At 64.0% G+C, this 20,319-nt stretch carries 27 protein-coding genes; 25 read left to right on the plus strand and 2 right to left on the minus strand.

Features of this window, described 5'->3' with window-relative positions:
- Nucleotides 1-85 precede the first annotated feature (85 nt).
- The 24 genes from JOF46_RS09610 to JOF46_RS09725 all read left to right on the plus strand — a co-directional run bounded on the left by JOF46_RS09610 (nt 86) and on the right by JOF46_RS09725 (nt 17,391).
- Nucleotides 86-1,066 (plus strand): endonuclease/exonuclease/phosphatase family protein, encoded by a 981-nt coding sequence (locus tag JOF46_RS09610; RefSeq protein ID WP_209907103.1) that lies wholly within the window; start codon nt 86-88, stop codon nt 1,064-1,066.
- A gap of 367 nt (nt 1,067-1,433) precedes the next feature.
- On the plus strand, nt 1,434-1,802 hold the full coding sequence (gene rplN, locus JOF46_RS09615; RefSeq protein ID WP_071212943.1) for a 50S ribosomal protein L14: 369 nt from the start codon (nt 1,434-1,436) through the stop codon (nt 1,800-1,802).
- A 2-nt stretch (nt 1,803-1,804) separates the two neighbouring features.
- Entirely contained in the window at nt 1,805-2,149 is a 345-nt protein-coding gene (rplX, locus tag JOF46_RS09620) for a 50S ribosomal protein L24 (RefSeq protein WP_071212944.1), read from the plus strand.
- A complete protein-coding gene (gene rplE, locus JOF46_RS09625; protein WP_209907104.1) occupies nt 2,149-2,718 on the plus strand; it encodes a 50S ribosomal protein L5 in 570 nt (189 codons plus the stop codon). The genes rplX and rplE overlap by 1 nt, the downstream gene beginning before the upstream one ends.
- Before the next feature lie 62 nt (nt 2,719-2,780).
- Complete coding sequence (gene rpsH / locus JOF46_RS09630) at nt 2,781-3,179, plus strand: 30S ribosomal protein S8 (RefSeq protein WP_071212946.1); 399 nt, start codon at nt 2,781-2,783, stop codon at nt 3,177-3,179.
- A gap of 21 nt (nt 3,180-3,200) precedes the next feature.
- Nucleotides 3,201-3,737, plus strand: a complete 537-nt coding sequence (rplF, locus tag JOF46_RS09635) for a 50S ribosomal protein L6 (protein ID WP_209907105.1) — start codon at nt 3,201-3,203, stop codon at nt 3,735-3,737.
- A 2-nt stretch (nt 3,738-3,739) separates the two neighbouring features.
- Nucleotides 3,740-4,111: a 50S ribosomal protein L18 gene (gene rplR / locus JOF46_RS09640; RefSeq protein WP_209907106.1), complete on the plus strand. Its 372-nt coding sequence runs from the start codon at nt 3,740-3,742 to the stop codon at nt 4,109-4,111.
- A complete protein-coding gene (gene rpsE, locus JOF46_RS09645; protein WP_209907107.1) occupies nt 4,108-4,815 on the plus strand; it encodes a 30S ribosomal protein S5 in 708 nt (235 codons plus the stop codon). The genes rplR and rpsE overlap by 4 nt, the downstream gene beginning before the upstream one ends.
- A gap of 2 nt (nt 4,816-4,817) precedes the next feature.
- On the plus strand, nt 4,818-5,024 hold the full coding sequence (gene rpmD / locus JOF46_RS09650) for a 50S ribosomal protein L30 (protein WP_113762227.1): 207 nt from the start codon (nt 4,818-4,820) through the stop codon (nt 5,022-5,024).
- Nucleotides 5,025-5,026: 2 nt separating this feature from the next.
- Nucleotides 5,027-5,482: a 50S ribosomal protein L15 gene (gene rplO, locus JOF46_RS09655; protein WP_113762226.1), complete on the plus strand. Its 456-nt coding sequence runs from the start codon at nt 5,027-5,029 to the stop codon at nt 5,480-5,482.
- A 287-nt stretch (nt 5,483-5,769) separates the two neighbouring features.
- On the plus strand, nt 5,770-7,074 hold the full coding sequence (gene secY / locus JOF46_RS09660) for a preprotein translocase subunit SecY (RefSeq protein WP_209907108.1): 1,305 nt from the start codon (nt 5,770-5,772) through the stop codon (nt 7,072-7,074).
- On the plus strand, nt 7,071-7,643 hold the full coding sequence (locus tag JOF46_RS09665; protein WP_209907109.1) for an adenylate kinase: 573 nt from the start codon (nt 7,071-7,073) through the stop codon (nt 7,641-7,643). Before secY ends, JOF46_RS09665 begins: the two co-directional genes overlap by 4 nt.
- A 110-nt stretch (nt 7,644-7,753) precedes the next feature.
- On the plus strand, nt 7,754-8,584 hold the full coding sequence (map, locus tag JOF46_RS09670) for a type I methionyl aminopeptidase (protein ID WP_209907110.1): 831 nt from the start codon (nt 7,754-7,756) through the stop codon (nt 8,582-8,584).
- A gap of 231 nt (nt 8,585-8,815) precedes the next feature.
- Nucleotides 8,816-9,037, plus strand: coding sequence for a translation initiation factor IF-1 (infA, locus tag JOF46_RS09675; RefSeq protein ID WP_068731548.1), 222 nt, complete (start codon nt 8,816-8,818; stop codon nt 9,035-9,037).
- An 85-nt stretch (nt 9,038-9,122) separates the two neighbouring features.
- On the plus strand, nt 9,123-9,236 hold the full coding sequence (rpmJ, locus tag JOF46_RS09680; RefSeq protein WP_013349661.1) for a 50S ribosomal protein L36: 114 nt from the start codon (nt 9,123-9,125) through the stop codon (nt 9,234-9,236).
- A 149-nt stretch (nt 9,237-9,385) separates the two neighbouring features.
- Nucleotides 9,386-9,760 (plus strand): 30S ribosomal protein S13, encoded by a 375-nt coding sequence (gene rpsM / locus JOF46_RS09685; protein WP_113762222.1) that lies wholly within the window; start codon nt 9,386-9,388, stop codon nt 9,758-9,760.
- A 43-nt stretch (nt 9,761-9,803) separates the two neighbouring features.
- A complete protein-coding gene (gene rpsK, locus JOF46_RS09690) occupies nt 9,804-10,205 on the plus strand; it encodes a 30S ribosomal protein S11 (RefSeq protein WP_113762221.1) in 402 nt (133 codons plus the stop codon).
- A gap of 173 nt (nt 10,206-10,378) precedes the next feature.
- Entirely contained in the window at nt 10,379-11,386 is a 1,008-nt protein-coding gene (locus tag JOF46_RS09695; RefSeq protein WP_071212957.1) for a DNA-directed RNA polymerase subunit alpha, read from the plus strand.
- Between the two features lie 94 nt (nt 11,387-11,480).
- On the plus strand, nt 11,481-11,993 hold the full coding sequence (rplQ, locus tag JOF46_RS09700) for a 50S ribosomal protein L17 (protein WP_071212958.1): 513 nt from the start codon (nt 11,481-11,483) through the stop codon (nt 11,991-11,993).
- A gap of 133 nt (nt 11,994-12,126) precedes the next feature.
- The gene (gene truA, locus JOF46_RS09705) at nt 12,127-13,071 is read left to right on the plus strand and encodes a tRNA pseudouridine(38-40) synthase TruA (protein WP_209907111.1); all 945 of its coding nucleotides are present in this window, start codon (nt 12,127-12,129) and stop codon (nt 13,069-13,071) included.
- A gap of 343 nt (nt 13,072-13,414) precedes the next feature.
- The gene (gene rplM, locus JOF46_RS09710; RefSeq protein WP_071212959.1) at nt 13,415-13,858 is read left to right on the plus strand and encodes a 50S ribosomal protein L13; all 444 of its coding nucleotides are present in this window, start codon (nt 13,415-13,417) and stop codon (nt 13,856-13,858) included.
- A gap of 36 nt (nt 13,859-13,894) precedes the next feature.
- The gene (rpsI, locus tag JOF46_RS09715; RefSeq protein ID WP_113762218.1) at nt 13,895-14,395 is read left to right on the plus strand and encodes a 30S ribosomal protein S9; all 501 of its coding nucleotides are present in this window, start codon (nt 13,895-13,897) and stop codon (nt 14,393-14,395) included.
- A gap of 176 nt (nt 14,396-14,571) precedes the next feature.
- Nucleotides 14,572-15,918 carry a phosphoglucosamine mutase gene (gene glmM / locus JOF46_RS09720; RefSeq protein WP_209907112.1) on the plus strand — a complete coding sequence of 449 codons (1,347 nt, stop codon included), beginning with the start codon at nt 14,572-14,574 and terminating at the stop codon, nt 15,916-15,918.
- A gap of 129 nt (nt 15,919-16,047) precedes the next feature.
- A complete protein-coding gene (locus JOF46_RS09725) occupies nt 16,048-17,391 on the plus strand; it encodes a UDP-glucose dehydrogenase family protein (RefSeq protein WP_245348067.1) in 1,344 nt (447 codons plus the stop codon).
- Nucleotides 17,392-17,634: 243 nt separating this feature from the next.
- Here JOF46_RS09725 and JOF46_RS09730 read toward each other — a convergent pair whose 3' ends face one another.
- Both JOF46_RS09730 and JOF46_RS09735 read right to left on the minus strand, forming a co-directional pair.
- Nucleotides 17,635-19,170, minus strand: a complete 1,536-nt coding sequence (locus JOF46_RS09730; protein ID WP_209907113.1) for an NAD(P)H-hydrate dehydratase — start codon at nt 19,168-19,170, stop codon at nt 17,635-17,637.
- An 86-nt stretch (nt 19,171-19,256) separates the two neighbouring features.
- Nucleotides 19,257-19,607, minus strand: coding sequence for a holo-ACP synthase (locus JOF46_RS09735; RefSeq protein ID WP_209907114.1), 351 nt, complete (start codon nt 19,605-19,607; stop codon nt 19,257-19,259).
- 104 nt (nt 19,608-19,711) lie between these two features.
- On the opposite strand from JOF46_RS09735, the gene JOF46_RS09740 reads away from it, so the two are divergent.
- Nucleotides 19,712-20,293, plus strand: a complete 582-nt coding sequence (locus JOF46_RS09740; protein ID WP_209907115.1) for a mycothiol transferase — start codon at nt 19,712-19,714, stop codon at nt 20,291-20,293.
- The last annotated feature ends 26 nt before the right edge of the window (nt 20,294-20,319 follow it).

The following is a 20,319-nucleotide window of genomic DNA, read 5'->3' on the forward strand; positions in this document are numbered from 1 at the left end:
CCGGCGGATACACCGCCGGTAGCATGGGAGCCTTGGCCCGGCCCCGGAGCGGCAGGCTTCAGCACAAGCGGTGGGGAGCACCACGATGGGCAATGCCGGAGCGGGACGGGTGCGGGTGGTCCGAGCTCCCAAAACCCGTGGCCTGCTCCCCTTGGTTCTTGCCGGGGCGCTGTTGGCGGCCCTGCCGCACCTGGACTTCGCAGCCTCCAGGTCCCTGGCGGTGCTCCAGGCACTGCTTCCGGTCCTCTGCCTGGCCGCGCTGGCGCTGGGCCCGGTGCTGGCCTATCGACGCGCCTGGATTCCAGCGACGGTGCTGCTGGGGTGCACGGCCCTGTCGTTGGCCCCCGTACTCCAACCCGTTGCCGGGGGAGCGTGCGGACCGGGGGAGCCGGTCACGGTGCTGTCCCTGAACGCCGGGCGCGGGCATGCCGATCCGTCGATCATTGCCGCTGCGATCATCGCCTCCGCCCCGGATGTGCTGGTGCTGGTCGAGGCAAGCGAACCGATGCTGCAGGCATTGGCCACGGCACTGCCACAGTGGCACTACACCAACAGGACCGGGCCCGTTGTCACCGGGGGAGCAGTGGATACCGTCATCCTCTCCAAGCACCCGATGCATTCCGAGGCGCCCGCAGCCCGGCAATCGGCAGGCTCGCTCTTTGACGTACCCGTGGCGGCCATCGACCACCCGCGGGCGGGCCGGATCCGTGTGGCAGGGATCCATCCGGTGCCGCCAACCCACGGCCCGGACTCCTGGGCCGGCACCTTGGCCACCGCGGAACGCTGGACGGGGCAAAACACCGACTTGCCGCTCGTGCTGGCGGGGGACTTCAACGCCACCAGGGCGCACCCCGGGTTCCGGGCACTGGCGCACGGATTTTCTGATGCTTCCCCGGCGTTCGGGCCCCTGGCCGCCGCAACCTGGCCGGCCAACGGCGCGGTTCCCGCCTTTGCCGCCATCGACCACGTGCTGGTCCGCGGCCTTGGCATCATGGACTCCTCGCGCATTGCGGTGGAGGGAACCGACCACCTCGGGATCGTGGCCAAGCTGTCCAGCTGCCGGTGAGCGACCGGCCATCGGCACCCGAATCGACGCGGATCATGTGACCAAGGACCCCATGTTGCCCCATAGCACACGGTTTCGGGATCACGCATTCTTGCGGTAGACTTTTTATTCTGTGCGCGTTAAGTATGGGGACTATCCACCTCCTGCGTAAGGCATAGTGCAGCCGGAGGGTTTTTTACGGGCCCGGAAGGTTGTGCGGCACAGCTCTGAGCCTAAGCCTCGGCCCTGCTTCCCCAGCATCATGTTGTTGCGCATTCGTGCGTTGCGAACAGCGGTGTATGGAGGTGGGGGTAAGCAGAAGCTGAGATGGACCATATCCGTTCCGCAAGGCTCCCTAGGAGAACCAGCGAGACGACAGGAGTAAAAAGTGATTCAGCAGGAATCGCGACTGAAGGTTGCCGACAACACCGGTGCTAAGGAAATCCTTACCATTCGTGTTCTCGGTGGCTCTGGCCGTCGCTATGCAGGCATCGGCGACGTAATCGTCGCCACCGTCAAGGATGCAATCCCTGGCGGAAACGTAAAGAAGGGTGACGTCGTCAAGGCTGTCATCGTTCGCACCAAGAAGGAGCGCCGTCGTGTAGACGGTTCCTACATCAAGTTCGACGAGAACGCAGCTGTCATCCTCAAGGCTGACGGCGAGCCCCGCGGAACCCGTATTTTCGGACCGGTTGGGCGTGAACTTCGCGACAAGAAGTTCATGAAGATCGTTTCCCTGGCTCCGGAGGTGCTGTAACCATGGGTGCAAAAATTAAGAAGGGTGACCTTGTTCAGGTCATCGCCGGTTCCGACCGCAACAAGCAGGGCAAGGTGCTGAAGGTATTCCCCGCAGCGCAGCGCGTTCTTGTTGAGGGCGTCAACCGCGTCACCAAGCACACCAAGGCCGGCCAGACCGAGCGTGGCACGCAGACCGGTGGCATTGAGGTCGTTGAGGCCCCGATGCACATCTCGAATGTCGCAATCGTTGACCCGGAGACCAAGAAGCCGACCCGCGTTGGCTTCCGCGAGGAAACCGTGGAGAAGAACGGCGTGTCCAAGACCGTCCGTGTTCGCTTCGCCAAGTCTTCCGGAAAGGCACTGTAATGACTGAAGCAGCTGTGAACATCCAGCCCCGCCTCAAGGCCAAGTACAAGTCTGAAATCCGCGAAGTCCTGACGAGCGAGTTCAACTACGCCAACCCGATGCAGGTCCCTGGCCTGGTCAAGGTTGTTGTGAACATGGGTGTCGGCGAAGCCGCCAAGGACTCCAAGCTCATCGAAGGCGCAGTCCGCGACCTCACCGCCATCACCGGCCAGAAGCCGTTGGTAACCAAGGCACGCAAGTCGATCGCACAGTTCAAGCTGCGCGAAGGCATGCCGATTGGTACCCACGCCACCCTGCGCGGAGATCGCATGTGGGAATTCGTGGATCGTCTGGTGTCGCTGGCACTGCCGCGTATCCGTGACTTCCGTGGCCTGAGCCCGAAGCAGTTCGACGGCAACGGCAACTACACCTTCGGTCTCACGGAACAGTCCATGTTCCACGAAATCGATGTTGATTCCGTTGACCGCGTTCGCGGCATGGACATCACCGTAGTGACCACCGCGAAGACCGACGACGAAGGCCGCGCCTTGCTCAAGGCCCTGGGCTTCCCGTTCAAGACCGCCAACTAGATCAACTACGTTGCAGGTCCGCGCTTGCGCGGAAACCGTAGCGAGGAAGGGCAGAAGCCCAAATGACAATGACAGATCCTGTCGCAGATATGCTGACTCGTCTGCGCAACGCCAACTCGGCTTACCACGACACGGTTTCCATGCCGTCGTCGAAGCTGAAGGTACGCGTTGCCCAGATCCTCAAGGAACAGGGCTACATCGGCTCGTTCGTTGAGGAAGCAGCGGAGGTTGGCAAGAAGCTGACCATCACCCTGAAGTTCGGCCCGAGCCGCGAGCGTTCAATCGCTGGCGTTCGCCGTATTTCGAAGCCGGGCCTGCGTGTATACGCAAAGTCCACCAATTTGCCGCACGTCCTTGGTGGCCTCGGCATTGCAATCCTGTCCACGTCCTCCGGTCTCCTCACGGACCGCCAGGCAGCCAAGAAGGGCGTAGGTGGGGAAGTCCTCGCCTACGTCTGGTAACGGGAAAGGGAGAAAGAAACCATGTCACGTATTGGACGTCTTCCGATCACTGTTCCTGCCGGCGTTGAGCTCAAGATTGATGGCGACGTTGTCTCCGTCAAGGGCGCCAAGGGCGAACTGACCCACACCGTAGCAAGCCCGATCGCTGTTGTTCTCGAAGAGAACACCGTGACCGTGTCCCGCCCGAACGACGAGCGCGATTCGCGTTCGCTGCACGGCTTGACCCGCACCCTGATCGAAAACATGATCATCGGTGTCACCGCTGGCTACGAAAAGAAGCTCGAAATCCACGGTACCGGTTACCGCGTTGCAGCAAAGGGCTCGAACCTCGAGTTCGCCCTTGGCTTCTCGCACCCGGTTGTTGTCGAGGCTCCCGAGGGCATTGCCTTCGTGGTCGAGGGCAACACCAAGATCACCGTTTCGGGTATCAACAAGCAGCAGGTTGGCGAAGTATCCGCCAACATCCGCAAGCTCCGCAAGCCTGACCCGTACAAGGGCAAGGGCGTTCGGTACGCTGGCGAAATCATCCGCCGCAAGGTCGGAAAGGCTGGTAAGTAACCATGGCTCTCGGAATCAAGGGTAAGAGCAAGGCAGCCGCACGCGGCCGTCGCCACCTGCGCGTTCGCAAGCGCATCACCGGCACCGAGGTGCGTCCGCGCCTGGTCGTCAACCGTTCGGCGCGCCACATCTTCGTCCAGGTCGTTGACGACAGCAAGGGCATCACCCTTGCCTACGCGTCGACGATGGAAGCCGACATGCGCGGCTTCGAAGGTGACAAGTCCGCCAAGGCCAAGCGCGTTGGTGAGCTCGTCGCCGAGCGCGCCAAGGCCGCAGGCATCGAATCCGTGGTCTTCGACCGCGGCGGCAACAAGTACCACGGTCGCGTGGCTGCCGTTGCTGACGGTGCACGCGAAGGTGGGCTGGCGCTGTGAGCGAAGCAACTAACAAGAAGGAAACTCAGGTGTCTGAAGCTACTGAGGCAGTCGCGACTGCTCCTGCCGCTGACAAGGCCGGAGCCGCTCGCGGCGAAGGCCGTGGACGTGGCGGCGAAGGCCGTGGCCGTGGCGAGGGTCGTGGCCGTGGCCGCGACCAGAAGGACAGCCGCAACGATGACAAGGACAAGTTCCTTGAGCGCGTTGTAGCCATCAACCGCGTATCCAAGGTCGTCAAGGGTGGTCGTCGCTTTAGCTTCACCGCGCTTGTGGTTGTGGGTGACGGCAACGGTCTCGTTGGCGTTGGCTACGGCAAGGCCAAGGAAGTTCCGGCAGCAATCGCCAAGGGCGTTGAAGAAGCCAAGAAGTCCTTCTTCCGCGTTCCCCGCGTCGGCACCACCATCCCGCACCTGGTGCAGGGTGAAGCCGCTGCCGGCGTTGTCCTCCTGCGTCCGGCCGCTCCGGGTACCGGCGTTATCGCCGGTGGTCCGGTTCGCGCCGTACTGGAATGCGCAGGCATCCATGATGTTCTGTCGAAGTCCATGGGCTCGAGCAACCAGATCAACATCGTCCACGGCACCGTTGCCGCACTGAAGCTCCTTGAAGAGCCTCAGGCAGTAGCAGCACGTCGTGGCCTGCCGTTGGAAGAAGTTGTTTCGGCACAGATGCTCTGGAACATCCAGAACCAGAAGGCAGGTGCGTAATAGTGGCGAAGAACATTGTCCCTAGCGACGCAACTCTGACAATCACCCAGATAAGGTCCACCATTGGTGGCAAGCAGAACCAGCGCGACACCCTTCGCTCGCTCGGTCTGAAGCGCATCGGCCACACCGTGGTCCGTACCGCCGACGCCGTCACCGTAGGCATGGTCAACACGGTTCCGCACCTCGTAAAGGTTGAGGAGGCGAAGTAATCATGGCTGAAAAAGAAAACGCACTGAAGGTACACCACCTGCGTCCAGCCGAAGGTGCCAAGAAGGCCAAGACCCGTGTGGGTCGTGGTGAGGCATCCAAGGGTAAGACCGCTGGTCGCGGTATGAAGGGCACCAAGGCGCGCTACCAGGTCAAGGCCGGCTTCGCCGGTGGCCAGTTGCCGCTGCACATGCGCCTTCCGAAGCTTCGCGGCTTCAAGAACCCGTTCCGCGTCGAGTTCCAGGTTGTAAACCTGGACAAGATCTCGGAGCTGTTCCCCGAAGGTGGCGAAGTCACCGTTGAGGCATTGGTCGCGAAGGGCGCCGTTCGCAAGAACGAGCCAGTCAAGGTCCTTGGCTCGGGCGAACTGACCGTCAAGGTCGACGTGAAGGTCAACGCCTTCTCCTCGTCCGCGTCGGAAAAGATCGTCGCAGCCGGCGGCTCTGCAGTAGAGCTCTAAGCTACGTGGTCTCTTGATCACACAGTGAGAAGGGGTGGACCCGGAATTCGCTAAGCGGATTTCCGGGGACACCCCTTTTTTCTTGCAGCACTACACCTTCGGGAACCGGCTGGCATCCAGTTATGCCGTAGGCATGGTTCGAAGGTGGTTTCCCGCTGAAAATATCGATCAGCTGGGGAATGATTACAGTCCCAGCCGCGGTTCATTTGGTTTGTAACGCTCACCACCCGATAGAATCGATAGGTCAACCCCCGGGTACCCCCGGCCACCATCAATCAGGAGGACGCTTGTTCAGCGCCATTGCCCGGGTATTCCGGACGCCTGACCTGCGACGCAAGTTGTTGTTCACGCTCGCCATCATTGCGATCTACCGTGCAGGTGTCTACATCCCTGCACCCGGTGTGGACTATTCCAACGTCCAACAGTGTCTTGCCGCGGGTAACACCACCGGCGGCCTGTACCAGTTCGTGAACCTGTTCAGTGGCGGTGCTTTGCTGCAGGTCTCGATCTTCGCCATGGGCATCATGCCCTACATCACGGCCTCCATCATCGTCCAGCTGCTGCGTGTGGTGATCCCTCGCTTCGAGGAGCTGCACAAGGAAGGACAGGCCGGACAGGCCATCCTGACCCAGTACACCCGGTACCTGACCATTGCGCTGGGCCTGTTGCAGGCAACCACGCTGGTCTCGCTGGCACGCAGCGGAATGCTCTTCCCCTCCTGCCAGCTCCCGATCGTTCCCGAGGACAACCTCTGGGTCATCATCCTGATGATCTTCACGCTCACGGCAGGCACGGGCCTGATCATGTGGATGGGCGAGCTGGCCACCGAACGCGGCGTCGGCAACGGCATGTCGCTGTTGATCTTCGTGTCCATCGCCTCGGGCTTCCCCTCGGCCATGGGCGCCATCGCCACCTCGCAGGGTTGGGGCGTCTTCGTTGGAGTCATCCTCATCGGCCTGGCGGTCATCGCCCTGGTCGTCTTCGTGGAGCAGTCCCAGCGCCGCATCCCGGTGCAGTACGCCAAGCGGATGATCGGACGCCGCACCGTGGGCGGAACCTCCACCTACATCCCGATCAAGGTCAACATGGCCGGCGTGATCCCGGTGATCTTCGCATCCTCGATGCTGGCACTGCCCTCGATGGTCGTGCAGTTCAACACGCGCACCGACGGCACGCTGCCGGACTGGGCGCTGTGGGTGCAGACGAACTTCTCCGGTTCGTCCCCGTTGTACATGGTTGCCTACACGCTGCTGACCATCGGCTTCACCTACTTCTACGTCGCCATCACGTTCAACCCGACCGAGGTTGCCGACAACATGAAGCAGTACGGCGGATTCATCCCCGGCATCCGTGCCGGACGCCCGACGGCCGAGTACCTCGAGTACATCCTCAGCCGCATCACGTTCCCCGGTGCCCTTTACCTGGCATTCGTGGCCCTGATTCCGTTGATCGCCTTCGTGCTGATCAACGCCGATCAGAACTTCCCATTTGGCGGCACCTCGATCCTCATCATGGTTGGTGTGGGTCTTGAGACCGTCAAGCAAATCAACGCACAAATGCAGCAGCGACACTACGAAGGACTTCTGCGATGACAAGACTGTTGATCATTGGACCACCCGGTGCCGGCAAGGGCACCCAGGCGGACCGCATCTCCGAGCGCCTCAATGTGGTGGCCATCTCCACCGGCGACATCTTCCGCGCCAACGTCAAGGGCGGAACCCCGCTGGGCGTCGAGGCCAAGAAGTACATCGACGCCGGGAACTTCGTTCCCGACTCGGTCACCAACTCGATGGTGCGCGACCGCCTGGCCCAGGACGACGTCAAGGACGGCTTCCTGCTGGACGGCTACCCGCGCACCAGCGCCCAGGTCGACGAGCTGGATTCGATCCTGGCCGACGCCGGGGTTCAGCTCGATGCAGTGCTGCAGCTGACCGCCGACGACGAGGAACTCGTCGCCCGCCTGCTCAAGCGCGCTCAGATCGAGGGCCGTGCCGATGACAACGAAGAGGTCATCCGCCACCGCCTGGGCCTGTACCACGAGGAAACGGCCGTCGTGGTCAACCGCTACCAGGAGCGCGGCATCGTGCGCCTGGTCGACGGCATCGGCGAGATCGATGAAGTCACCAACCGCGTCATGGGCGCGCTGGGACAGAACGTCTAAATCGCTTACACACGCAAGAACCGCGGGGACCGGCACACCAGTGCCGCCATCCCCGCGGTTTTTTGCGATAATGACGTGTAGCAACGTCTTTGGAAAGGGACATACACACCATGGCTTTCAGCCAACGCAAGATCGAGTACAAGACCAACGGGCAGATCCTGAAGATGCGCGAGGCGGGCTTGGTCCTGGCCGAGGCATTGGATGAAGCCGTTGCCGCCGCACAAATCGGCGTGACCACCGCCCACCTGGATGCGGTCTTCGCCTCGGTGCTCGAACGCCACGGGGCCACCAGCAACTTCAAGGGCTACCACGGGTTCCCGGCCACCATCTGCGCCTCGGTCAACGAGGAGGTCGTCCACGGGTTCCCCAGCGAGTACGAGTTGGCCGACGGAGACGTGCTGAAGATCGACGGCGGAGCCATCATCGACGGCTGGCATGCCGACTCGGCACGCACTGTCATCGTCGGCACCGCGGCTCCCGAGGACCAGCGCCTGTCCGACATCACCCAGGAAGCCATGTGGCGGGGGATTGCAGCGCTGGCCGAGGCACGCTTCGTGGGCCAGATCGGCGACGCCATCGACGACTTCGTCTCCGGGGTCCCGGGCGCTCCGCTTGGCATCCTGGAGGACTACGTGGGCCACGGCATCGGATCGGAGATGCACCAGGCACCCGATGTCCTGAACTACCGCACCGGACACCGCGGTGCCCGTGTGAAGCCGGGCATGTGCCTGGCCATCGAACCCATGCTGGTGCGCGGGGGACTTGAGACAAAGGTGCTGGCCGACGACTGGACCGTGGTGACCGTCGATGGGCAGCGTGCTTCGCAGTGGGAACACTCGGTGGCCGTACACATGGGTGGCATCTGGGTACTGACGGCCCACGACGGGGGAGCGGCAGGGCTTGCGCCGTTCGGCGTCGTCCCGTCCCCGATCGTTTCCTAGCGCCGGTCCGCATTCCGGCGCACCAGGTGGCGCGAGGGGGATGTGGCCAACCTAACAAAATCGGTTGACCCTTCTGGTTTCCCTTTAAGCCATCTACCGCGTAGGCTTGACTGTTGGTTGTCTGTTCCTTGGTGCCCAAAAGCTGTTGCCGCGGGTACCTCTGTGATCGATGGCCGAGACCATAAATCTGTTGGCGGTAAATATCGCCAGCAACAAAAGTTAGCGGAGGATATGGCCAAGAAAGAGGGTGTCATCGAGGTAGAAGGCACCGTGTCAGAGGCACTGCCCAACGCGATGTTCCGTGTTGAGCTGCCCAACGGGCACGTTGTACTTGCAACTATCTCGGGAAAGATGCGTCAGCACTACATTCGAATCCTCCCTGAGGATCGCGTAGTGGTGGAACTCAGTCCGTATGACCTCAACCGCGGACGTATCGTTTACCGCTACAAGTAAAGATTTTTGCCATTCTTCCCTTCGGGGAAGGGCGACGAAGGTAATTACGCTCCACTTGAAACCGCAACCGCAAAAGGAAATTGCCTTGAAGGTTAACCCTAGCGTGAAGCCGATCTGCGATAAGTGCAAGGTGATCCGCCGTAATGGCGTGGTCATGGTGATCTGCGAAAACCCACGCCATAAGCAGCGCCAGGGCTAATTTCCCTTACGGGAAATCCTGCGCGTAGTAATGAAATCGGCAGTACAGCATCCATCGCGCGATGCATACCCACGGCACGGAGGCCGCGGACCGGGAACACCCGGGATTGTACTGCTTTAGACCTCCGAATATCGAAAGGTAGACAGCATATGGCTCGTCTAGCTGGCGTAGACATCCCGCGCGAAAAGCGCGTGATCATTGCGCTTACATACATTTACGGCGTGGGCAAGACCCGTGCAGAACAGACCATCGCCGAGACCGGGATCAACCCGGACACTCGTGTGAAGGATCTCTCCGACGCTGAGCTGGTACAGCTGCGTGACTTCATTGAAGGAAGCTTCAAGGTTGAGGGCGACCTCCGCCGTGAAGTGGCAGCTGACATTCGCCGCAAGGTTGAAATCGGCTCCTACGAAGGCATCCGCCACCGCAAGGGCCTGCCGGTCCGCGGTCAGCGCACCAAGACCAACGCTCGTACCCGCAAGGGCCCGAAGCGCACCGTCGCCGGTAAGAAGAAGACTCGCTAAATCTAGCGGTCATCACTAAGCCAAATTTCTCGTAGGAGTAAGTATGCCCCCCAAGACTCGTGGAGCGGTGCGTAAGCCGCGTCGCAAGGACAAAAAGAATATCCCGCTCGGCCAGGCGCACATCAAGAGCACCTTCAACAACACCATCGTTTCCATCACGGATCCGAACGGTGCTGTAATCGCGTGGGCCTCGGCCGGCGAGGTTGGCTTCAAGGGCTCGCGTAAGTCGACTCCGTACGCCGCACAGATGGCCGCCGAGGCCGCTGCAAAGCGCGCACAGGAGCACGGCCTTCGCAAGGTCGACGTTTTCGTCAAGGGCCCCGGCTCGGGACGCGAAACCGCGATCCGCTCGCTGCAGGCTGCTGGCCTTGAGGTTGGGTCCATCCAGGACGTTTCCCCAAGCGCACACAACGGCTGCCGCCCGCCAAAGCGTCGCCGCGTCTAATAATGACTGTCTGGCTTTGATGCCGCCGCGTCTTTCCCCCGCAAGGGGGTTGGGCGCGGCGGCATGATCGCCACGGCAAGCCAGACCGAACCAGACGAACGCCGACGAGGCATACGTCGTTTCCACCCCCTGTGTTGCGTCATATAGCGGACGCTCGCTGAAAGGAAATGTAAGTGCTCATTGCACAGCGCCCTACCCTGACCGAAGAAGTCGTAGCGGAGAACCGCTCCCGTTTCGTAATTGAACCGTTGGAGCCTGGCTTCGGCTACACCCTGGGTAACTCGCTTCGCCGTACCCTGCTCTCCTCCATCCCTGGTGCAGCTGTCACCAGTGTGCGGATCGACGGGGTATTGCACGAGTTCACCACCGTAGCCGGTGTGAAGGAAGACGTCACCGAGTTGATTCTGAACATCAAGAATCTCTCAGTGTCCTCCGAACATGACGAGCCGGTCGTCGCCTACCTGCGCAAGCAGGGCCCGGGCGTCGTCACCGCAGCCGACATCACCCCGCCAGCCGGCGTGGAATTCCACAACCCGGACCTGCACATCGCGACATTGAACGCGAAGGGCAAGTTCGACATGGAACTGACCATCGAACGTGGCCGCGGTTATGTTTCTGCAGCGCAGAACAAGAACGTGGACGCAGAGATCGGTCGCATCCCCGTGGATTCGATCTACTCGCCGGTACTCAAGGTGACCTTCCGCGTGGAGGCCACCCGTGTCGAGCAGCGCACCGACTTTGACAAGCTCATCGTCGATGTCGAAACCAAGGACTCGATGCTCCCGCGCGATGCAGTTGCATCCGCCGGCACCACCCTGGTTGAACTGTTCGGCCTGGCACGCGAGCTGAACACCGCCGCTGAAGGCATCGAGATCGGCCCGTCCCCGACGGACGCCGCACTCGCAGCCGACATGGCACTGCCGATCGAAGATCTCGAATTGACGGTTCGCTCGTACAACTGCCTCAAGCGTGAGGGCATCCACTCCGTGGGTGAACTCGTTGCACGCTCCGAGGCCGACCTGATGGACATCCGTAACTTCGGTGCGAAGTCCATCGACGAGGTCAAGGCGAAGCTGATCGATTTGGGTCTGGCCCTGAAGGATTCCCCTCCGGGCTTCGATCTTGCAGCACGTGCCGCCGCCATTGGCGACGATGACGTCTACGGTGAGGAAGAAGTCTAAGACTTCTTGGCCCACCAGCTATAGAACTTAAACCTTTGCGCCCGGTTTCCCACCGGGGCCCCGGGCGCAAAGGCCACCATACTAGGAGAACACTATGCCTACCCCTCCCAAGGGTCCGCGTCTCGGCGGCAGCGCAGCTCACGAGCGTTTGATGCTCGCGAACCTGTCCGCGCAGCTGTTCGAGAACAAATCCATCACCACCACGCTGACCAAGGCCAAGCGCCTTCGTCCGCACGCAGAGCGCCTGATCACCTTCGCCAAGCGCGGAGACCTGGCCTCGCGTCGCCGCGTCCAGGCAGTCATTGCCTCGCGCAGCCGCACCAACAAGTCGATCGTTCACGAGCTGTTCGAGAACATCGCACCGGTCATGGCCGAGCGTCCGGGTGGCTACACCCGCATCACCAAGATCGGCAACCGCAAGGGCGACAACGCCCCGATGGCTGTCATCGAATTGGTCATGGAGCCGGTTTCCCCGAAGCAGGCCGTTGTGAAGGAAGCCGAAAAGGCTGCCGCAGTGGCTGCTCCGGTTGAAGAGGTCGTCGAGACCGAAGCAACCGAAACCGCCGAGGTCGTTGAGACCGAAGCAGCAGAGGAGAACAAGGCCTAGTCCTTGTCCCCTTGGCAACAGCCAAAACATTGGCCCGGTGCGGCTTCCCCGATTACGGGGGAAAAGCACCGGGCCAATGGCTTTAAACGGCGCCGTCCCGCAGTGGGCAGGCGCGTGGATCTAGGATTGAAACATGTTGATTCCCGCCAATGATTCGGTGGATTCCTCCCTGGCCCCCAGCGGCAGCCCCACCGGGCCGGCGCTGGTGCGCATGTGCGTGCAGCTGGGGTATGACGGCACCGGATACAACGGCTGGGCCATCCAGCCGGGCCTTCCCACGGTGCAAGGCGTGGTGGAAGCGGCCCTTGCCATGCTCCTGCGCCGGCCCGTGCGCACCACGGTGGCCGGGCGCACCGACGCCGGGGTCCACGCCCGGAACCAGGTGGTCCATTTCGACCTTACCGCCGCCGAGTTCGAGTCCCTGCCCCGCGGCGCGGCCATCTCCCCGGAACGCGCTCTGGTGCGCAGGCTGCGCGGGGTGCTGACCCGGGAACGCGGGGCCATCCTCATCCACCAGGCCGCGGTCGCCCCGCCCGGGTTCGACGCGCGGTTCTCCGCGCTGTGGCGCCGCTATTCCTACCGGATCGCCGACGGCGCCGGGAACTGGGACCCGCTCTCGCGCGCCTACACGATGTGGCACAAGCGCGAGGTCGATGCGGATTTGCTGGACGCCGAGGCGAGAAGCCTGTTGGGCCGCCACGACTTCCTGTCGTTCTGCAAACCCCGGGACCACGCCACCACCATCCGCACGCTGACCGAGTTCTCCTTCGCCCGCGACGAGCGCGGAATCGTGGTGGCGCACCTGAAGGCCGACGCGTTCTGCCACAACATGGTCCGCGCCCTCATCGGGGCGTGCCTGCTGGTGGGTGACGGGCGGGAGGAACCCGGCTGGGTTGCCACCCGGCTCGCCGAGGAACTGCGTGATTCCAAGACGTTGCTGGCCGATCCCCGGGCCCTGGTGCTCGAGGAAGTCGCCTACCCCGACGGGCGCGAGGCGGCGGCGCGTGCCGAGCTCACCCGTGCCAGGCGCCTTCCGCACGACGTGGGAATCCCCATCGGGGGAGTGTCGCTGGAATAGCGGCAAAACCCGTGCTCCGGTGCCCCTCACTGGCTGGTGAGAGGCGAATCACGCCTGCGTAGCGCGGTTCACGGCGCACGCTTTGGTGGTGCCGGGGTTAATCCGATAGACTAACGGCTGTTGTGCGTGTCCTTTGTTCGACACAACCTTCTCCGCGTGACGGCTCAGTTGCAGAGCCACTGGTCTGCTGGGATTGCGAACATTCATGGACGGCCGGTCTTTTCAGTCCTCACCTGGCGAACTGGTACAGCGCATCGAACACAGCACGTTCTAGGACAGCGGATCTCACAGCCGCTGACCAAAAGTGTGCTTGACCAGTAACCAATAAACAAAGGCAATTACAGTGCGTACGTTCACTCCAAAGCCGGCTGACCAGACCCGCCAGTGGCACATCATTGATGCCACTGACGTTGTACTTGGCCGCCTCGCCGTCCAGGCCGCAACCCTGCTGCGCGGCAAGCACAAGGCTACCTTCGCCCCCCACATGGACATGGGCGATCACGTCATCATCATCAACGCCGAGAAGGTTGCCCTCACCGGCGCCAAGCTCGAAAACAAGCGCGCCTACCGCCACTCGGGTTTCCCGGGCGGCCTGAAGTCCGTTACCTACGCCGAGCTTCTTGAAAAGAACCCGGTCCAGGCAGTGGAGAAGGCCATCAAGGGCATGCTCCCGAAGAACTCGCTGGCTGCAGATCAGCTGTCCAAGTTGAAGGTCTACCGCGGTGCCGAGCACCCGCACGCTGCACAGCAGCCGCAGACCTTCGAAATCACCCAGGTCGCGCAGTAGCGCTGGGCCCCGAGAACAAGACTTTAGGAGATTATCGTGGCTCAGAACACTGAAGAGATCACTGAATTCGAGGGTGAAGCTCCGACTTCGTACACCTCGGAGACCGTTGCCGTAGAGGTAGAAGCAGTCAAGGAACGTCCGGCACTGACCGTTGCAGGCGCAGCAGTCGGCCGTCGCAAGCAGGCAATTGCCCGCGTTCGCGTCGTTCCGGGCACCGGTCAGTGGACCCTCAACGGCCGCTCGCTGGACAACTACTTCCCGAACAAGCTGCACCAGCAGGACGTCAACGAACCGTTCAAGCTCCTCGAGCTGGACGGCGCATACGACGTCATTGCACGCATCCACGGTGGCGGCCCCTCGGGCCAGGCCGGTGCGTTGCGCCTGGGCATCGCCCGCTCGCTGAACGAGATCGACCGCGACAACAACCGCGCCGCCCTCAAGAAGGCCGGCTACTTGACTCGTGACGCCCGCGTCATCGAGCGCAAGAAGGCTGGTCTCAAGAAGGCTCGCAAGGCTTCGCAGTTCTCCAAGCGCTAAACCGCTTGCGCCGGGTTTCCACCCGGCACCGAAGGGTCCCGGCATTCGTGCCGGGGCCCTTCGCCCGTTAAGGCGCGGTGCCTTAGTGGGATATGGCACATGATTAGACAAAGAATGCCTTGATAAACCCCACAGATGCCGGACTTCGGGGATTCCTGGCCCTATGATGGATGACGATGGCAAGGTTATTTGGGACCGACGGTGTCCGAGGAAAAGCAAACGAACTTCTGACCCCCGAGCTGGCGATGGCGCTTTCACAGGCCGCCGCCATGGTGCTGGGGCACGAGAAAATACATGACGGGCGCAGGCCCGTGGCGGTGGTGGCCAAGGATCCGAGGATCAGTGGCGACTTCCTCTCTGCTGCAATCGAGGCGGGGCTCGCAGCCTCCGGCGTCGACGTGCACGATGCGGGGACCCTTCCGACGCCGGCGGCCGCGTACCTGGTCGCGGATCTGGGTGCCGACTTCGGCGTCATGATCTCCGCCTCGCACAACGCCGCCCCGGACAACGGGATCAAGTTCCTGGCCCGCGGCGGCAAGAAACTCGACGACGCCCTCGAGGACGCCATCGAGGCGGCCCTCGACAAGCCCAAGTACCGCCCGGTGGGCGGGGACGTGGGGCGCATCAACAGGTTCGCGGACGCCGAGGATCGCTACATCATGCACCTCCTGCAGACGCTGCCGAACCGCCTTGACGGCATGAAGATCGTCCTGGACTGCGCCCACGGCGCGGCCAGTGGATGTTCCCCGGAGGTCTTCAACGCCGCCGGAGCCCAGGTCGTGGTCATCGGTGCGGAACCCGACGGCATCAATATCAACGACGGCTACGGCTCAACGCACCTCGAGCGCCTGCAGGCCGCCGTGCTGGACAACCGCGCGGACCTGGGCATCGCCCACGACGGCGACGCCGACCGCTGCCTGGCCGTCGACCACGAAGGCACCATCGTGGACGGGGACCAGATCATGGCGATCATGGCCGCCGATATGAAGGAACGCGGCGTCCTGAAGGACAACACCCTGGTGGCCACCGTGATGAGCAACCTCGGCCTGAAGATCGCCATGCGTGAGGCCGGGATCACCATCCTGGAAACAGGCGTGGGTGACCGCTACGTGCTCGAGGGCATGCGCACCGGCAATTACAACCTGGGCGGGGAACAGTCCGGCCACGTGATCTTCGCCGACCACGCCACCACCGGCGACGGGGTGCTGACAGGACTTCACATCGCCGCCCGCGTCAAGGCCACCGGCAAGACCCTCAAGGAGCTTGCCGCCGCCATGACGGTGCTCCCTCAGGTGCTGATCAACGTCAAGGGCGTCGACAAGGAAGCTGCGCCCAGCAACAAGACGCTGATCACCGCGATCGCCGCCGCCGAGGCCGAACTGGGCGAGAACGGACGCGTGCTGCTTCGCCCCTCGGGAACCGAGCCGGTGGTCCGCGTGATGGTCGAGGCCACCTCGCACGCCATGGCGAGTTCCCTGGCGCAGTCGCTGGCCGACGTCGTCCTGCGCGAACTGGCGCTTTAATATCCACTCCCGCATTGCCACTGTGGCCGAGCGTTCCGGCACCACGGGTGCCCGGCGCTCGGCCACGTTCATTTGTGCAGGTGCAACACGTTCGTTGCACCCCAAAAAGTTGAAGGGTTTCCCACGGGCATGAGCATGAAGATATCGGTGGTGGGCACCGGGTACCTGGGCGTCACGCACGCGGCCTGCATGGCGGAGCTGGGCTTCGAGGTCATCGGCGTCGACGTCGACCCGGCCAAGATCGAGGCGCTCTCGGCGGGCCTGCTGCCCTTCCACGAGCCCGGCCTCCCCGAGCTGCTGCGCAAGCACGTGGCCTCCGGCCGTTTGCGCTTCACCACCGACTACGAGCAGGTTTCCTCCTGGGCCGACGTGCACTTCATCGGCGTCGGCACCCCGCAGCGCGCCGACGGGCACGGGGCCGACATGCGCTACGTGGACGCGGCCGTCGCCGAGCTGGCCACCCGCATCCGTGGCAAGGCCCTGATCGTGGGCAAGTCCACGGTGCCGGTGGGCACCGCCCGCCGCCTGCGCACCCTGATTGCCGCCAACGCCCACCCGGACGCCGAGATCACCCTGGCCTGGAACCCCGAGTTCCTGCGCGAGGGTTTCGCCGTGGCCGACACCATGACTCCCGACCGGCTGGTGCTCGGTGTCGAGGACGAAACCTCCGAGGCCCTCCTGCGCGGCATCTATGCAAGCGCCCTGGCGGCAGCGACCCCGTTGATCGTGACGGACTTCGAGACCGCCGAACTGGTCAAGGTCGCCGCCAACGCGTTCCTGGCCACCAAGATCTCCTTCATCAACTCCTTTGCCGAGATCACCGAGACCATCGGCGGGGACATCACCGTGCTGGCCGACGCGCTGGGCCACGATGCGCGCATCGGCCGCAAGTTCCTCAACGCCGGGGTCGGATTCGGCGGCGGTTGTCTGCCCAAGGACATCCGCGCGCTGCAGGCACGCACCAGCGAGCTGGGCCTGACGCACACCATGGGGTTCCTGGCCGAGGTCGACGAGATCAACCTGCGCCGCCGCGAACGCGTGGTGCGCCTGGCCCACACCATGCTCAACGAGAAGCTGGTCGGTGCGCGCATCGCGGTGCTCGGGGTGACCTTCAAGCCCGATTCGGACGACGTGCGCGACTCCCCGGCGCTGGACATCGCGGTGCGGCTCTTCAACGCCGGCGCCGAGGTGCTGGTGTACGACCCCAAGGGCAACAAGAACGCGGCCGAGCGCTTCCCGCGGCTGCACTACGCCAAGGACCTGCCCGAGGCCGTGGCCCAGGCGGACCTGGTGCTGCTGCTGACGGAGTGGGCCGAGTTCAGGGCCCTGGTTCCCGCGGACCTGGAGCCGCTGGTGGCGGAGCGCCGGATCATCGATGGACGCAACGTGCTTTCCCGGGGCCAATGGGAGGCCGCCGGCTGGGAAATCGTGGGCATGGGCCAGCACCACGCCCCGCTGGACGGGGAACTGTAGGACTGCCCTTCGTGGCCCGCCCGCCCGTATTTTGTAACATCGGCGGTTGGACGTGCCAAATCGGGAAAATTGGGTAGCATGTTCATCAGCGTTGGTTACCCCAATTACCCGCGTCAGCATGCTGCGGATACCCCAAGTTTCCGCAAGTGCGAAAAGGGCCCACTATTACTCGCAAGTTTGGTGGGCCCTTTTTCAATGCCCAAAACCGGGCCCGGGCGCCGGGCCCGATGCCTGCTTTTGCGCCTAGAGCCCCAGGTCCCTGGCCGCGCGTGGAAGCTCCACCAGCAGGTCCACGGCGCTAACCGTACCCTCGCGTGCCGCCAGGGCACCGGCATGGGCGTGGATCAACGCACCGGCAGCGGCAAGGTCGGTCAGCCGGTGGGTCAGCGCGGTGGCATCGACGGTTGCGGGCGTGGCCGGGAAGTTGGCTGCAGCCAGCAACGTGCCCAGGATGCCGGTGAGCACGTCCCCGCTGCCGGCCGTGGCTAGATCCGGGGTCGAGGCGTGCACGATCAATGCGTAGCCGTCCGGGGCGGTGCAAATGGTGGCTGAGCCCTTGAGCAACACGACGCAGTCGTAGGCTACGGCGGCCCAGCGGGCCCAGCGGATCGGGTCGGCGGCGATGTCCCGGGGGCTGACCCGCACCCCGGCCTTGGCCAGCAGGGCGTTGAGCTCCCCGGCGTGCGGGGTGAGGATGCGCAGCTGGCTGTGTTCGCCCGGTTCGAGCATTGCCAGCGCGCTGGCGTCGATGACGCATGGGTTGTTGGCCGCCAGGATCTGCTGCAGGTGCCGGCGGGTCTCGGGCGTGTCCTCCAGCCCGGGGCCGATGGCCCAGGCGCCGATCCGGGTGGCGCCCTCGCGCCCGTTGCGGCGGTTGTGCGCCAGCAGGGCGGTGAGCTCGTCGGTGCCCAGCGGGACGGCCTCCGGGACCTGGCTGGTCAGGGCCGCGGCCACGTTCTCCGGGACGATGGTGCGCAGCAGCCCCAGCCCGGTGGCAACGGCGGCGCGGGCGCTGAGCACCGCGGCGCCGGGATAGCGGGCGGAGCCGGCCAGCAGTCCCAGCACCCCGCGCTGGTACTTGTGCCTGCCCGCCGCCGACCAGCCGAGGTCGCGGTCCAGCAGCAGGCCCAGGTCGTCTCCCTGCACGACCCAGGCCTCAGGTTCGCCGAGTGTCGGATTGAGCCCGAGGTCGGTGACGCGGATGCGCCCGGAGACCAGGTGCCCGGCTCCCACCACCAGGCCGGTCTTCAGCGCCCCGAAGGTCACGGTCCGCTCGGCCGGGATCACGCTGTCCGCCGCCGCACCGGTGTCGGCATCGACGCCGCTGGGCACGTCGCAGGCGAGCACCGGGATGTGGCGGGGGATGGCCGGCAGACGGACCCCGGGGCGCAGCCCGGTGCCGTAGGCGGCGTCGATGAGCAGGTCGCATTCCTCGAGCAGCCCATCCAGGGCCTTGGCGGCGGCGGTGCGGCCGCCTGCGCGCACCAGCGCGGCGAGGCCCTCCTGGTGGGCGTGGGAGGCCAGCAGCACGGCGGTGACTGCGACCCCGCGCCTGGCCATGGCGGACAGGGCAAAGAGTCCGTCGCCGCCGTTGTTGCCCGGACCGACCAGTGCCACGACGCGGGACCCATAGAGCCTGCCGGTGTGTTCCTTGAGCATCAGCACCGCCTGGTGGGCCAGCGCGTCGGCGGCCCGGCGCATCAGGCTCAGGTCGCTGGAATCGCGCAGCAGCGGAATCTCGGCATCTCGAACACGGGAACCTGCGTAGACGGGGATCATGACTTCAGAATACCCAACTGCGGGTGGTATTTGCCGCACTTTTAGGATGACGGGGCACGGGCGCGTCCGCTGTGGGCGGCAGGTCCTCAGCGTTCGGCGACGACCATGGCCGTGGCCAGGTCCCCGTCGTGGCTCATGGACAGGTGCCAATGCACCACGCCCTTCTTTGCCGCGGCCTCGGCCACCGAACCGTCGAGCACCACGTAGGGATCGCCGGCCTCGTCCTTTTCGATCCTGCAGTGCTGCCAGTTCATGCCGGCCGGGGCGCCGAGCGCCTTGGCAATGGCCTCCTTGGCGGCAAAGCGCGCGGCCAGGGAGCGGACGTGCAGCGCTCGTTCCTCGGGCACGAAAAGGCGTTCGAGCAATGCGGGGGTCCGCTGAAGCTGCGCCCTGAAACGAGACACCTGGACCACGTCAACACCAATTCCCACGATCATGCCTTCGAGTTTATCGGCTCACCGCTCCCGTCCCGTGCCGGTGAGCTGCGGGCGTAGGCTTCAAGGCACCGCGTGCAGGGTGCAGGCGGGGAAGGGGAATGGCTGTGGGAGCGAACGGGAGCGAACCGGAACCAAGCGCGATCGGCCTGCTGCGCGACGGGTTCACGCGGGTGAGTGAGGGGATCGAGGCCCTGCTGGAGGCCGCCGAGCCGCGGATGCTGCGTTTCCGGGCCAGCAGCTCCGCGAACCCAGTGGCATGGCTCATCTGGCACCTGAGCCGGGTGCAGGATGACCACTTCACCTTCCTGGCCCGGGCACTGGATCCGGAATCGGTGACGGAGCAGCGCTGGATCGCCGACGACTGGGTGTCCCGCTTCAACCTGCCCTACCGGCGGCTGGACACCGGATTCGGGCACAGCAGCGAACAGGTCGCGGACTTCGGGATGTACGACGGGGCGTACCTGCGCGGCTACCACCTGGACGTGCACCGGCAATGCCTGGAAATCCTGGGGACGCTGCGCGAATCGGACCTTGACGTGGTCGTCGACCGGCGCTGGGACCCGCCGGTGACCGCGGCGGCGCGGTTGGTGAGCATCCTGGGGGAGACCACCGCGCACCTTGCCCAGGCAGAGTTCGTGCGCGGGATCTTCCTGGACGTGGAGCGCACCCGGCGCCCTGGGGCTTAACGCCGAACGGTGCCGGCGCCTCCCCG

The sequence above is a fragment of the Paeniglutamicibacter psychrophenolicus genome, from assembly GCF_017876575.1.
Lineage (GTDB): Bacteria > Actinomycetota > Actinomycetes > Actinomycetales > Micrococcaceae > Paeniglutamicibacter > Paeniglutamicibacter psychrophenolicus.